13 protein-coding genes are annotated in these 13,223 nt (G+C 70.4%); 4 read left to right on the plus strand and 9 right to left on the minus strand.

What is annotated here, in order from left to right; all coding sequences use genetic code 11:
- Positions 1 to 13 precede the first annotated feature (13 nt).
- The 4 genes from AB0F38_RS18695 (at position 14) to AB0F38_RS18710 (ending at position 3,500) form a co-directional block, all read left to right on the plus strand.
- Complete coding sequence (locus AB0F38_RS18695) at positions 14 to 1,321, plus strand: MFS transporter (protein ID WP_361894045.1); 1,308 nt, start codon at positions 14 to 16, stop codon at positions 1,319 to 1,321.
- A 91-nt stretch (positions 1,322 to 1,412) separates the two neighbouring features.
- Positions 1,413 to 2,129, plus strand: coding sequence for a L,D-transpeptidase family protein (locus AB0F38_RS18700; protein WP_361894048.1), 717 nt, complete (start codon positions 1,413 to 1,415; stop codon positions 2,127 to 2,129).
- Positions 2,130 to 2,229: 100 nt separating this feature from the next.
- Positions 2,230 to 3,216: a sigma-70 family RNA polymerase sigma factor gene (locus AB0F38_RS18705; RefSeq protein ID WP_361894051.1), complete on the plus strand. Its 987-nt coding sequence runs from the start codon at positions 2,230 to 2,232 to the stop codon at positions 3,214 to 3,216.
- Positions 3,213 to 3,500, plus strand: a complete 288-nt coding sequence (locus tag AB0F38_RS18710) for a hypothetical protein (RefSeq protein WP_361894054.1) — start codon at positions 3,213 to 3,215, stop codon at positions 3,498 to 3,500. The genes AB0F38_RS18705 and AB0F38_RS18710 overlap by 4 nt, the downstream gene beginning before the upstream one ends.
- Positions 3,501 to 3,541: 41 nt before the next feature.
- On the opposite strand, the gene AB0F38_RS18715 is transcribed toward AB0F38_RS18710, so the two are convergent.
- From AB0F38_RS18715 to AB0F38_RS18755, 9 genes are all read right to left on the minus strand, one after another.
- Positions 3,542 to 3,910 (minus strand): STAS domain-containing protein, encoded by a 369-nt coding sequence (locus AB0F38_RS18715; RefSeq protein ID WP_361894057.1) that lies wholly within the window; start codon positions 3,908 to 3,910, stop codon positions 3,542 to 3,544.
- A 21-nt stretch (positions 3,911 to 3,931) separates the two neighbouring features.
- Positions 3,932 to 4,522: a Uma2 family endonuclease gene (locus AB0F38_RS18720; RefSeq protein ID WP_361894059.1), complete on the minus strand. Its 591-nt coding sequence runs from the start codon at positions 4,520 to 4,522 to the stop codon at positions 3,932 to 3,934.
- Positions 4,523 to 4,620: 98 nt separating this feature from the next.
- Entirely contained in the window at positions 4,621 to 5,898 is a 1,278-nt protein-coding gene (locus AB0F38_RS18725) for a thymidine phosphorylase (protein WP_361894061.1), read from the minus strand.
- Positions 5,899 to 6,056: 158 nt separating this feature from the next.
- A complete protein-coding gene (locus AB0F38_RS18730; protein ID WP_361894064.1) occupies positions 6,057 to 6,467 on the minus strand; it encodes a cytidine deaminase in 411 nt (136 codons plus the stop codon).
- The gene (locus AB0F38_RS18735; RefSeq protein ID WP_361894067.1) at positions 6,464 to 7,726 is read right to left on the minus strand and encodes an ABC transporter permease; all 1,263 of its coding nucleotides are present in this window, start codon (positions 7,724 to 7,726) and stop codon (positions 6,464 to 6,466) included. The genes AB0F38_RS18730 and AB0F38_RS18735 overlap by 4 nt, the downstream gene beginning before the upstream one ends.
- Positions 7,723 to 8,841 (minus strand): ABC transporter permease, encoded by a 1,119-nt coding sequence (locus AB0F38_RS18740; protein ID WP_361894070.1) that lies wholly within the window; start codon positions 8,839 to 8,841, stop codon positions 7,723 to 7,725. Before AB0F38_RS18740 ends, AB0F38_RS18735 begins: the two co-directional genes overlap by 4 nt.
- On the minus strand, positions 8,838 to 10,424 hold the full coding sequence (locus AB0F38_RS18745; RefSeq protein WP_361894379.1) for an ABC transporter ATP-binding protein: 1,587 nt from the start codon (positions 10,422 to 10,424) through the stop codon (positions 8,838 to 8,840). Before AB0F38_RS18745 ends, AB0F38_RS18740 begins: the two co-directional genes overlap by 4 nt.
- 239 nt (positions 10,425 to 10,663) lie before the next feature.
- Complete coding sequence (locus AB0F38_RS18750; RefSeq protein ID WP_361894072.1) at positions 10,664 to 11,716, minus strand: BMP family ABC transporter substrate-binding protein; 1,053 nt, start codon at positions 11,714 to 11,716, stop codon at positions 10,664 to 10,666.
- A gap of 138 nt (positions 11,717 to 11,854) precedes the next feature.
- On the minus strand, positions 11,855 to 13,099 hold the full coding sequence (locus AB0F38_RS18755) for an amidohydrolase (RefSeq protein WP_361894382.1): 1,245 nt from the start codon (positions 13,097 to 13,099) through the stop codon (positions 11,855 to 11,857).
- Positions 13,100 to 13,223 lie beyond the last annotated feature (124 nt).

The following is a 13,223-nucleotide window of genomic DNA, read 5'->3' on the forward strand; positions in this document are numbered from 1 at the left end:
CTACGTTCGTCGTATGCCTCCTGCCAGTACCGGGGCGTCCGCCATCGCGCTGGGCGCCTCCGCTCCGTCGTCCACCGCCGCCCTCACCCCGGCCTCCCCGGCCCGTCTGGAGCCGGGCCGTCCCGGCTACCGGCGGATGAGCTTCTCGCTCTTCGCCGCGGGGGTCGCGACCTTCGCGCTCCTGTACTCCACCCAGGCCCTGCTGCCCGCCGTGTCCGCGTCCTTCGGCGCCACGGCGGGCCAGGCGAGCTGGACGGTCTCCGCGGCGACCGGTGCGCTGGCGCTGTGCGTGCTGCCGCTCAGCGCCCTCTCGGAGCGCTTCGGGCGGCGTCAGATGATGACCGCGTCGCTGACGGTCGCGGTGCTGATCGGGCTGCTCGTCCCCTTCGCCCCGTCGCTCGGCTGGCTGATCGCGCTGCGCGCGGTCCAGGGCGCGGCACTCGCCGGACTGCCCGCCTCCGCGATGGCGTACCTGGCCGAGGAGGTGCGGCCCAAGGCTCTGGTGGCGGCGATCGGTCTGTTCGTGGCGGGCAACAGCGTCGGCGGCATGAGCGGCCGGATCCTCACCGGCTGGGTCGCCCAGCTGTGGGGCTGGCGCATGGCTCTGGGCGCCGTCGGACTGCTGGCCCTGGCGTGCGCGGTCGTCTTCCACTTCATGATCCCCAGGGCCCGGAACTTCACCCCCGGTTCGCTGAACCCCAAGGCCCTGGCGAAGACCATCGCCACCCACCTCTCCGACCCGCTGCTGCGCCGGCTGTACGCCATCGGCGCCCTGTTCATGACGGTGTTCGGCGCGGTCTACACCGTGATCGGATACCGGCTCGTCGAGGCGCCCTTCAACCTCCCGCAGGGCGTCGTCGGTTCGATCTTCCTGGTCTACCTCGTCGGTACGGTCTCCTCCGCCGCGGCCGGCCGGCTGGTCGCCCGGCTGGGACGCCGGGGCGCGCTCTACCTGGCCGTCTCCACGACGGCCGCGGGTCTGCTGCTCTCCCTGTCCGGCCGGCTGGCCGTCGTCCTGCTCGGCCTGGTCCTGATCACGGCCGGCTTCTTCGCCGGGCACGCGGTCGCCTCGTCCTCCGTGAGCCGTACGGCGACCACGGGCCGCGCCCAGGCGTCGGCGCTGTACCAGTCCGCGTACTACCTGGGCTCCAGTGTGGGCGGCACGCTCGGCGCGGTGGCCTTCCACACCGGAGGGTGGGCCGGCACCGTCGCGCTCGGCCTCCTCGCGGTCCTGGGCGTCGTGTCGATCACGCTCTTCGGGACCCGGGCCGCGCGGACCGAGCGCCGTCAGGTCCTTCGCACCGCGGCCGTGCACAACTGAGACCTGCCGGCGCACAACCGCGGCTGGCCGGCGCGCGTCCAACAAGCGGAGTCACGGCACCGCACGGGAACGCGAAGGGGAGCGGACGTACATGAGAATCATGGGGAAGACACACGGCATACGGATGCGGCGCGGTACCGCGCTGTCCGTCGTCGGCCTGCTGGCCGCACCTGCCCTGGTGCTGGGCACCGGGACGGCCGCCCGGGCGGCGTCCTGCACGGCCGGGACGGGCCCGTACCAGAAGCAGGTCGAGACGTACCTGAAGCGGACCGCCGACGGCCGTCAGTCGACGGCGGACTGCCAGGCGATCCGCTCGTTCCAGGTGGCGAAGGGCATCACGCCCGCCATCGGGTACGCGGGGCCGGTCACCTGGCGCACGATGAAGACGATCACCGCTCAGAAGGCGGCCGGGAAGACCCCCAACGCGGCGAAGAAGTGCCCCACCGACAGGGGACGCATCGCCTGCGTGGACCTGACCCGGCAGCTGAGCTGGATCCAGGACGGCAGCAAGCTGAGGTTCGGGCCGGTGCCGGTGCGGACGGGACGCAACGGCGCGGAGACGCGGACCGGTTCGACGAAGATCTACTGGCGCAACATCGACCACTGGTCGACGCTCTACGACGTACGGATGCCGTACGCGCAGTTCTTCGACGGGGGTCAGGCCTTCCACTCGGTCACCAAGTCCATGTACAACAACCCCGGGTCGGCGGGGTGCGTCAACATGCGCCCGTCGGACGCGAAGTCATACTGGAACCTGCTGAAGAACGGCGACGACGTCTTCGTTTACGGACGCAAGCCCGGCACCTGATCAGGGGTTTCGCGCGTCCCACCCCCGTTGTCAGTGGCCTGGGGTAGCTTCCGCAGTGCCGGGTGAGCGGTGTCACGACACAACAGGGGTGGAGTGCGGGATGAGTGATCTGGCGACGACCGACATCGGCGGTCGTCTGGAGGAGCACCGGGTCGAGCTGACCGGTTACTGCTACCGGATGCTCGGCTCGGCCTTCGAGGCGGAGGACGCGGTCCAGGACACGCTGGTGCGCGCCTGGCGCAGCATCGACAAGTTCGAAGGCCGTTCCTCGCTCCGCTCCTGGCTCTACCGCATCGCGACGAACGTCTGTCTGGACATGCTGAACGCGGGCAACAAGCGGGCCAGGCCGGTGGACCTCACCGGCCCGAGTCCGCTGGCACAGGCCGCGCTCATCCCCCGCCCGGAGAACACCTGGCTGGAGCCGATGCCGGACGGCCGCGTCCTGCCGTCGGTGACCGACCCGGCGGAGGCCGCGATCGCCCGCGAGTCCGTGCGCCTGGCGTTCGTCGCGGCCCTGCAGCATCTGCCGCCCAAGCAGCGTGCGGTGCTGATCCTGCGCGAGGTCCTGGCGTGGAGGGCGAGCGAGGTCGCCGAACTGCTCGGCACCTCGGTCGCCTCGGTCAACAGCGCGCTGCAGCGGGCGAGGGCGACGCTGGCGGACACGGACAGCTCGGCGCCCGACACCGCGAACCCGCTGGACGAGGAGCAGCGCAAGCTCCTCGACCGGTACGTGGCGGCCTTCGAGGGCTACGACATGGCGGCGCTGACCGCGCTGCTCCATGAGGACGCCGTGATGACCATGCCGCCGTTCGACCTCTGGCTGCGGGGACACGAGGACATCACGGGCTTCATGCTCAGCATCGGCGCGGCCTGCGCGGGTTCCCGGCTGCTGGCGACGGTGGCCAACGGCACCCCGGCCTTCGCCCAGTACAAGCCGGATCCGGACGGCCCGGGCTTCGTGCCGTGGGCGGTGCAGGTCATCGACATCTCGGACGGTGCGGTCACCGGGATGCACTGCTTCCTGGACACCGCGCGCTGGTTCCCTCTGTTCGGGTTCCCGGACCGTCTGGAGGACGTCGCTCCGTGAGGCTCGGCAGACGGGTGGTGACCGGCTGGGCGCTGCTCGTGGCGGGCGGCTGGGCGGCGACGCTGTGGCTGGGCGAGCCGTCCGCCACGGCCGGCCCGCGCCCGGCGCCGGCGCCCGGCAGCGCCCCGGGCGACGCCGCCCCCGGGCCCCAGCCGGAGGGCTCGTGCGCGACGGCGCGGGTGGCACCGTCACCCGTGGCGAGCGCCGCCCCGCTGCTCAAGACGGAGAACATGGAGACGAGAGCGGTGCAGCGCCTGTGCGATTACGCCGTGATCCGCCGCTGAGCGCCGTCAGCCCGGGATACGCCGTGGCCCGCTGAGCCGGGTCACCCCGGGTCGGGGTCGACCCGGATGTGGCCCACCACGTCCGTCAGTCCCACGAGGTCGAGCAGGGCCGAGAGTTCGGCCGGGACGTTGCGCAGCCGGAGCTCGGCGTCCCCGGCCCGGCGTGCGACGAGCCCCAGCCGGGCCACCGCCTCGACCAGGGCCAGATCCGGGCGTATGACACCGCCCACGTCGCAGTCCACGACGGTGGCCGCGGCGGACGCACCCGCGTCCGGGCGGCTGTCGAGCAGGGCCTCCAGCCGGGCGCAGAGCTCCGGCACCTCGGCGCGGGTGACGCGGCCGGTGAGGACGAGGGCGTTCGGGGTCAAGGCATCCACACCACACAGACCGGCGCGCAGCCCGAAACTCATCGCTCCGCCGCGCGACGCGTGTCAGCTCACCGGGAACATCCCCGTGTCCAGGTCCAGTGCGAACGGCTTCGGCAGCGTCAGCGTCTCGCCGTACTCGACGGCTTCCAGGACCCGGTAGGTGCCGTCGCTCGGCTCCCCATACAGGGTGGCGGTCGGACGGCCGGTGTGCCACGGGTCGAGGAGCAGGAACAGCTCGATCCCGGCCTTGGCGTATCCGTGCGCCTTGCCGATCCGGTCATGGTTGGCGTTGGCCGGCGAGGTGATCTCGACGACGAGCCGGACCTCTTCCGCCGGTACGCGGTTGCCGGGTCCGGACGCCACCGCCCGCGGCAGGACGACGAGATCGGGGATGTACAGCCCGGCCCGTCCGGGCACGGAGACACCGAGGGTCTGGTAGATCCCCCAGTCCTCCGGGATCACGGAGTACAGCCTGCGCTGGAGCAGCTCCGCGGTGGTGTTGTGGTCCTTGGACGGCGGTGGCGACACGGTGACGATCCCCTCGATGATCTCCACCTTGCAGCCCTCGGGCGCGTCCGTCTCTTCCCAGATACGGACGAGGTCGTCCCACCCCTGGCCGTGGCCCGGCACGGGATCGACGGTGAGTGCGCTCATGGCGGTCTCCTCTTATCGGTACGTCACCGAGTCCAGCATGCCGAACGGGACCGGCGGTGGTCCACCGGTCCCGTTCACCCGAAGGGGTAAAGCGCAGGTCAGGCGATACGTTCCCGCACGACCGGCGTGGCGGTGAACGGCGTGCCGGCCGGGGCGATGTCGTACGCACCGGGCAGGGCCTTCAGCGCGTACGCGAACTTCTCCGGGGTGTCCGTGTGCAGGGTCAGCAGCGGCTGCCCCTCGGTCACCGGGTCGCCGGGCCTGGCGTGCAGCTCGACGCCCGCGCCCGCCTGCACCGGGTCCTCCTTGCGGGCCCGGCCCGCGCCGAGGCGCCAGGCGGCGACGCCGACGTCGTACGCGTCCAGGCGGGTCAGCACACCGGAGGACGGGGCCGTGATCACGTGCTGCTCGCGGGCGACGGGGAGTTCGGCGTCCGGGTCGCCGCCCTGGGCGGAGATCATGCGCCGCCAGACGTCCATGGCGGAGCCGTCGGCCAGGGCCTTCTCCGGATCGGCGTCCTTGAGCCCGGCCGCGTCGAGCATCTCGCGGGCCAGCGCGAGGGTCAGGTCGACGACGTCCTGGGGGCCGCCGCCGGCGAGGACCTCGACGGACTCGCGCACCTCCAGGGCGTTGCCCGCGGTCAGGCCGAGCGGGGTGGACATGTCGGTGAGCAGCGCGACCGTCCGCACACCGCTGTCCGTGCCGAGCGCGACCATGGTGGAGGCCAGCTCGCGGGCGTCCTCGATGGTCTTCATGAACGCGCCGGAGCCGACCTTGACGTCCAGGACGAGCGCGCCGGTGCCCTCGGCGATCTTCTTGGACATGATCGAGCTGGCGATGAGCGGGATGGCCTCGACGGTGCCGGTGACATCGCGGAGCGCGTACAGCTTCTTGTCGGCGGGGGCCAGGCCGTCGCCCGCGGCGCAGATCACCGCGCCGGTGGTGTCCAGGACGTTCATCATCTCGGTGTTGGAGAGGTGGGCGCGCCAGCCGGGAATGGACTCCAGCTTGTCGAGCGTGCCGCCGGTGTGCCCGAGCCCCCGGCCGCTGAGCTGCGGCACGGCCGCACCGCAGGCGGCGACCAGCGGGGCGAGCGGCAGGGTGATCTTGTCGCCCACGCCGCCGGTGGAGTGCTTGTCGGTGGTGGGGCGGGACAGCGCGTCGAAGTTCATCCGCTCGCCGGAGGCGATCATCGCGGCGGTCCAGCGGGCGATCTCGGTACGGTTCATGCCGTTCAGCAGGATCGCCATGGCCAGTGCGGACATCTGCTCGTCGGCGACCTCGCCGCGGGTGTACGCGTCGATGACCCAGTCGATCTGCTCGGGGCTGAGCTCGCCCCGGTCCCGCTTGGTGCGGATGACGGAGATGGCGTCCATGGGAGGGAGTCCTTCCGGCCGGTTACGTACGCGGGAGTCCCGAATGACTCTACGCGCATAGAGATGGGTGGATCGCCGAGCCGGGCGGCCCGGAGCGGGTAGGCCCCGCGATCGGGGGCGAGGGGGCCGCCGGACGTTTCCGGCGGCCCCCGCCCGCACTACCCCAGGTTCTGCGGTCCGAAGGCCTGCGGCAGCATCTCGTCGAGCGTCCGGAGTCCGTCCGGCGTCTCCAGGACGAGCTCCGGTCCTCCGAACTCGTACAGCAGCTGCCGGCAGCGCCCGCACGGCACGAGCACCGCGCCCGTGCCGTCCACGCAGGTGAAGTGGGTCAGCCGGCCGCCGCCCGTGGCGGCCAGCTGGGAGACCAGGCCGCACTCGGCGCACAGGCCGATGCCGTACGACGCGTTCTCGACGTTGCAGCCGACGATCGTGCGCCCGTCGTCGACGAGGGCCGCGACGCCGACCGGGTAGCCCGAGTACGGGGCGTACGCCCGGGACATGGCGTCCCGGGCGGCCGTGCGCAGCGCCTCCCAGTCGACCGGCGCGGCGTCCGCGGACGAGGGTGTCACTTGCCCTCGCCCTTGCGGTACGGCAGACCGTCGGCCTTCGGCATCCTCAGCCGCTGCGCCGACAGGGCGAGCACCAGCAGCGTGGTGACGTACGGGGCGGCGTCGACGAACTGGCTGGGGACCTGGTCCGTCAGCGCGTACCAGGTGAACAGCAGCGCGGAGCAGGCGGCCGAGACCGCCGCGGCCACGTACTTCTTCCGGTACAGCTGCCAGACCGCGGCGATCACCAGCAGGATCGCCAGGAGCAGCAGCATCGCGTGCACGTTCTCGGCACCGCCGCGCAGCTTGAGGCTGTCGGTGAAGCCGAAGAGCCCGGCGCCCAGGGCCATTCCGCCCGGCATCCAGTTACCGAAGATCATCGCGGCGAGACCGATGTAGCCGCGGCCGCCGGTCTGGCCCTCCTGGTAGATGCTGGTGGCCACGATGGCGAGGAAGGCGCCGCCGAGTCCGGCCAGACCGCCGGAGATGGTGACGGCGATGTACTTGTACTTGTAGACGTTCACGCCGAGGGTCTCGGCGGCCACGGGGCTCTCTCCGCAGGAGCGGAGCCGCAGGCCGAAGGCCGTGCGCCACAGCACCCACCAGGTGACGGGGATCAGAAGCAGGGCGACGACGGTCAGCAGGGACAGACCGGTGACGAGCCCGCCGATGATTCCGGCGAGGTCGGAGACGAAGAACCAGTGCTGTTGCTGGAGGTCCTGCATCCAGTCCGACAGACCCGGAACGGTGATCTTGTCGATCTCCTCCAGCCGGGGTGACTGCTTGGAGGAACCGCCGGGCTCCTCGGCGAAGGTGAAGTTCGAGAGGTAGCGGGTGACTCCGACGGCGAGGATGTTGATCGCCACACCGGAGACGATGTGGTTCACGCCGAAGGTGACGGTGATGACCGCGTGCAGCAGACCGCCGAGCGCACCGCCGACGATGCCGAACAGCACGCCCATCCACGGGCCCCACTGGAAGCCGGCCCAGGCGCCGAACCAGGTGCCGAGGATCATCATGCCTTCGAGGCCGATGTTGACGACGCCCGCCCGCTCGGCCCACAGGCCGCCGAGACCGGCGAGGCCGATGGGAACGGCCAGTTCCAGTGCGCCCGCGACCTGGCCCACGGAGGTCACGTCGTCCGCACCGCTGATCAGGCGGACCAGCGAGACGAGGGCGAGCGCGCCGGCGATGATCAGGAGGACGACGGGCAGGGAGAGCTTGCGGCGGCCGCCCTTCTTGTGTGCGACGCGTGCGGCGGAGACTTTGCTGGTGCTCACAGGGCCGCCTCCTTCTCGGTCGTGAGGGCGTGGCCGGCGGCGAGCTCTTCGCCGACCTTCTGCTGCTGACGTCGGGTCCCGTAACGCCGGACCAGTTCGTAGCTGATGACGACGGAGATCACGATCAGGCCCTGCATGATCGTGGCGATCTCCTTCTCGAACCCGAACTGGTCGAGCGGGGACGACGCCTTGTCCAGGAACGCGATCAGCAGGGCGCTGAGGGCGATGCCCACGGGGTGGTTGCGGCCGAGCAGCGCGATGGTGATGCCGGTGAAGCCGATGCCGACCGGGAAGTCGAGGCTGTAGGTGTGGGTGTCGCCCAGCAGCGTCGGCATGCCGGCCAGACCAGCGACCGCGCCGGAGATCAGCATGGAGGTCAGGATCATCTTCTTGGCATCGACGCCGGACGCCTGGGCGGCGCTCTCACTGGCGCCCGTGGCCCGCAGGTCGAAACCGAACCGGGTGCGGTTCAGGACGAACCAGTAGACGAGGCCGCAGCCGGCGGCGACGAAGGTGAAGCCGTAGATCTCTCCGGACTCGGCGCCCAGGGACAGGCCCGGGAACCAGCCGGACTCCGGGATCTCGCCGGTGGTCAGGTTGTTGGAACCTGCCGCCTGGTCACCGAAGTTCTTCGGCAGGATCAGCCAGGCGATCAGCGAGGTGGCGATGGAGTTGAGCATGATCGTCGCGACGACCTCGCTCACTCCCCGGGTCGTCTTGAGGATGCCCGCGATGCCCGCCCAGAACGCGCCCACCAGCATCGCCACGATGACGATCAGGGCGATCTGGAGCGGTCCGGGGAGGTCGACGCTCGCGCCGACCAGGGCGGCCATCATCGCCGCGAGGCGGTACTGGCCGTCGACGCCGATGTTGAAGAGGTTCATCCGGAAGCCGACCGCGACCGCGAGAGCGGCGAGGTAGTACGTGCCGGCCTGGTTGATGATCAGCACCTGCACGTCGGAGTACGACGCCTGTTCGAACAGCAGCCGGTACAGCTCGAACGGGTCGCGGTTCGACACGAGCAGCACCAGGGTGCTGAGCGCGAAGGCCACGACCAGGGCGAGTACCGGCCCGGCGAAGCCCAGGATCAGCCGGTCCTTGTCGAATTTCTTCATCGGGCCTCGTCCTCCGGTGCTGCTTCGAGGTGACCGGCGGCGGCACCGGTCATGGCCGAGCCCAGTTCCTCGGGGGTGATGGTGGCGGGGTCGGCGTCCGCGACGAGCTGCCCGCGGTACATGACGCGCAGGGTGTCGGAGAGCCCGATGAGCTCGTCCAGGTCCGCCGAGATGAGCAGGACGGCGAGGCCTCCGCGGCGGGCCTCGCGGATCTGGTCCCAGATCTGCGCCTGCGCGCCGACGTCCACGCCACGGGTGGGGTGGGCGGCGATCAGGAGCTTGGGGCCGTGGCTCATCTCACGGCCGACGATCAGCTTCTGCTGGTTGCCGCCGGAGAGGGAGCCGGCCGTGACCTCGATGCCCGGGGTGCGGACGTCGTACTCACGCACGATGCGCTCGGTGTCGGTGCGGGCCGCCTTGGGGTCCAGCAGGAAGCCCCGGCTGTTGGGCTTCTCGGTGACGTGGCCGAGGATGCGGTTCTCCCAGAGCGGTGCGTCCAGCAGGACTCCGTGCCGGTGCCGGTCCTCGGGGATGTAGCCGATGCCGTCCTCGCGCCGCTTGCGCGTGGGCGCGCGGGAGATGTCCTCGTCGCCCAGGGTGATCACCCCGCCGTCGGCCGCCCTCATCCCGATGAGCGCGTCGATCAGCTCGGTCTGGCCGTTGCCCTCGACGCCCGCGATGCCGAGGACCTCACCCTTGTGGATGGTGAAGCCGACATCGGACAGGACGTCACGGACGGCTCCGTCCGGGTCCGTCACGGAGAGGGACAGCCCCTCGACGCGAAGCATCGGCACATCCGTCACCGTGGACTCGCGGGTCTCGGGGGACGGCAGTTCGCTGCCCACCATCAGCTCGGCGAGCTGCTTGGTGGTGGTGTGCGCGGGATCGGCGGTGCCCACCGTCGTGCCGCGCCGGATCACCGTGATCTCGTCGGCGACGGAGAGGACCTCGCCGAGCTTGTGCGAGATGAAGATGACGGTGAGGCCCTCGGCCTTGAGCTCGCGGAGGTTCGCGAAGAGCGCGTCGACCTCCTGCGGGACGAGCACCGCGGTCGGCTCGTCGAGGATGAGGATGCGGGCGCCGCGGTAGAGGACCTTGAGGATCTCCACGCGCTGGCGGTCGGCGACCCCGAGGTCCTCGACGAGCGCGTCGGGCCGGACCCCCAGGCCGTACGCGTCGGAGATCTCCTTGATCTTCTTACGTGCGGCGGAGCCGATGCCGTACAACTTCTCGCCGCCGAGGACGACGTTCTCCAGGACGGTGAAGTTGTCGGCGAGCATGAAGTGCTGGTGCACCATGCCGATACCGCGCGCGATGGCGTCGCCCGGGTTGTTGAACGAGACCTGCTCGCCGTCCACGGCGATGGTCCCCTCGTCCGGCTTCTGCATGCCGTAGAGGATCTTCATCAGGGTGGACTTGCCGGCACCGTTCTCGCCGACGAGGGCGTGGACCGTGCCCTTGCGGACGGTGATGCCGATGTCGTGGTTGGCGACAACGCCGGGGAAACGCTTGGTGATGCCGTGCAGTTCTACGGCGGGGGGGCTGCTGGACGCGTTGATGACGCACTCTCCTTGGCCGGACAGGAGCGGGAGCGGAGGGGCAAAGGGGCGGGGTGAAGTTATCGCGCCTGAGGGCTGTCTACACGCGTAGCGTTGCCGAATCGTCAAGCGCATGCGCACAGCACGGCCAGAACGCCGGAGTTCGGGGCCTGTCCGAGGGGGCACCGCAACGGGCGGAACTTCTTCGAGGAGCACCCCGTGGGCCCGGAGCAGCGACGCTGCGCGCTCCGGGCCCACGGGATCCAGCCGTACGACCGGGGTCGTTACGGGGCGGTCTTGACGGTGATCTTGCCGTCGATGATCTCCTGCTTGGCCTTGTCCACGGCGGCGATGACCTCGGTCATCTTGGTGAACGCCGGGTTGGACATGGCCAGGCCGACGCCGTCCTTGTCGAGGCCGTAGCGGACCTCGCCGTTCTCGGGCTTGCCGTCCTGGACGGACTTGATCAGGTTGAAGACGGAGTCCTCGACGTCCTTCGTGACCGAGGTCAGGATGGACTCCTTGTAGGCGGCGAGGCCTTCCTGGGCGTACTGGTCGGAGTCGACTCCGATGTTCCACTTACCGGCCTTGGAGACGGCCTCGATCGCACCGGAACCGGCCAGACCGGCCGCCGAGTAGACCACGTCGGCGCCCTTGTCGAGCTGGCCCTGGGCCGCGGCCTTGCCGAGGTCGGGCTTGGAGAAGCCGTCGAAGTTCGGCGGCTGGGTGAGGTACTGCGGGATCACCTTGACCGACGGGTCGGTGTCCTTGACGCCCTGCGCGTAGCCCGCCTCGAACTTCTTGATCAGCGGGGTCTCGACGCCACCGATGAAGCCGACCGTCTTGGTCTTGGTGACCTTGGCGGCGGCGACACCCGCGAGGTAGGAGCCCTGCTCCTCGTTGAAGACGATGTTGGCGATGTTGTCGCCGGTCACCGAGGCGTCGTCGATGATGCCGAAGGTGATCTTCGGGAACTTCGGCGCGACCTTCTTGATGGCGGGCGCGTAGGCGAACCCGACGCCGATCACCGGGTTGTTGCCGGCACGGGCCAGCGAGGTGAGGCGCTGGACCTTGTCCGCGTCCGACTCGCCCTCGGAGGGCTCGGCCTCGGTGCCCTTGACGCCGAGGTCCTTCTCGGCGCGGGCCAGACCCGCGTACGCGGCGTCGTTGAACGACTGGTCGCCGCGACCGCCGATGTCGTACGCGATGGCGGCCTTGTTGTCCTTGGAGTCGGAGCTGCTGCTCGACGAGGAGGACGAGTCGCCACACGCGGTGACGCTGAGCGCGAGCGCCGCGGACATAATGCCCACGGTGGCAATCCTGGTGATCCGGCGCAAGGGAAGGCTCCTTCAAACCTGACCGAAGCGCCTCTTCCGGCGCTGGTTTCGCCGAGATCGTAACGCGCGTAGATGTCAGATAATGACCTGTACGGAAGCCGTTATCGGATCGTCGCGAACAGAAGGTGTCCTGTCCGGTTACGAGTGGTTGCCGTCGAGCAGCGCCGAGGCGGTGAACAGCTCCACCCCGACGGTGATCGCCTCCTCGTCCACGTCGAAGTTCCCCCGGTGCAGGTCCAGGCCGCGGGTGTCTCCGGGTGTACGCACTCCGAGCCTGGCCATGGCGCCCGGGACGTGCTCCAGGTACCAGGAGAAGTCCTCCCCGCCCAGGCTCTGTTCGGTGTCCTCGATCGCATACGGTCCGCGCCGGGCGGTCATCGCGGCGTCCAGCAGGCCGATCGACTCGGCGTCGTTGACGACGGGCGGCACCCCGCGGATGTAGTTGATCACCGTCTTGGCCCGATGCATTCCGGCCACCTCGTCGATTGCCGCGTGGACCAGGTCCGGCGCCTCGCGCCACGCGTCCAGATCGAGGCAGCGAACCGTTCCGGACAGCTCGGCGTGTTGCGGGATGACGTTGGGCGCGTGCCCGGTCTCCAGCCGCCCCCAGGTGACGGCGAGACCGGCCCGTGCGTCGGCCCGGCGGGCGATCAGCGCGGGGACGTCGATGGCCACCCGGGCGGCGGCGGTGACCAGATCCGTGGTCAGGTGCGGCCGGGCGGTGTGCCCGCCGGGGCCGTCGAGGGTGACCTCCAGCCGGTCGCAGGCCGAGGTGATCGCACCGATCCGGAGCCCGATCTTCCCCACGTCCACCTTGGGGTCGCAGTGCACCCCGAGGATCCGCCCGACGCCTTCCAGCACCCCGGACTCGATGGCGTCGGCCGCCCCGCCGGGCAGCACCTCCTCGGCCGGCTGGAAGAGCAGGCGTACGGGGTGCGGCAGCAGCCCCTGCCGGTCGAGCTCGGTGAGTACGAGCCCGGCACCGAGGACGGCGGTCGTGTGGACGTCGTGACCGCAGGCGTGCGCCCGGTCGGGCACGGTGGACCGGTAGGGGACGCCCGCCTTGGTGTCGGGGATCGGCAGCGCGTCGATGTCGGCCCGCAGGGCCAGCATCGGCGTCACGCCGTCCCATTCCCCCACGTCACAGACGAGTCCGGTCCCGGTCGGGAGCACCTTCGGCGCCAGTCCCGCTCTCTCGAGCCGGGCCTTGATGGCCGCGGTGGTGCGGAACTCCTGGTTGCCGAGCTCGGGGTGCATGTGCAGATCACGCCGGAAGGCGATCAGCTCGGCACGCAGCTCGTCGGAGAGGCTGCCGGGCAGCGCGCCGGGCAGGCCGGCTCCCCCGGGCAGCTCGGCTTCGGTGTGGGGTGCGCGCGACTTCAACTGGTTCACCCAGTGAAGGGTAGGCCCCTTCCCCCCTCAACTGGCCACAGATCAACAAAACTTCAGCCGCTCAGGCGAACAAAAGAGGGTGTTGCGGCGTGTGACGGGCGATCTGGGTGGGTAA

It is taken from the genome of Streptomyces sp. NPDC025273 (assembly GCF_040638585.1).
Lineage (GTDB): Bacteria > Actinomycetota > Actinomycetes > Streptomycetales > Streptomycetaceae > Streptomyces > Streptomyces cinereorectus.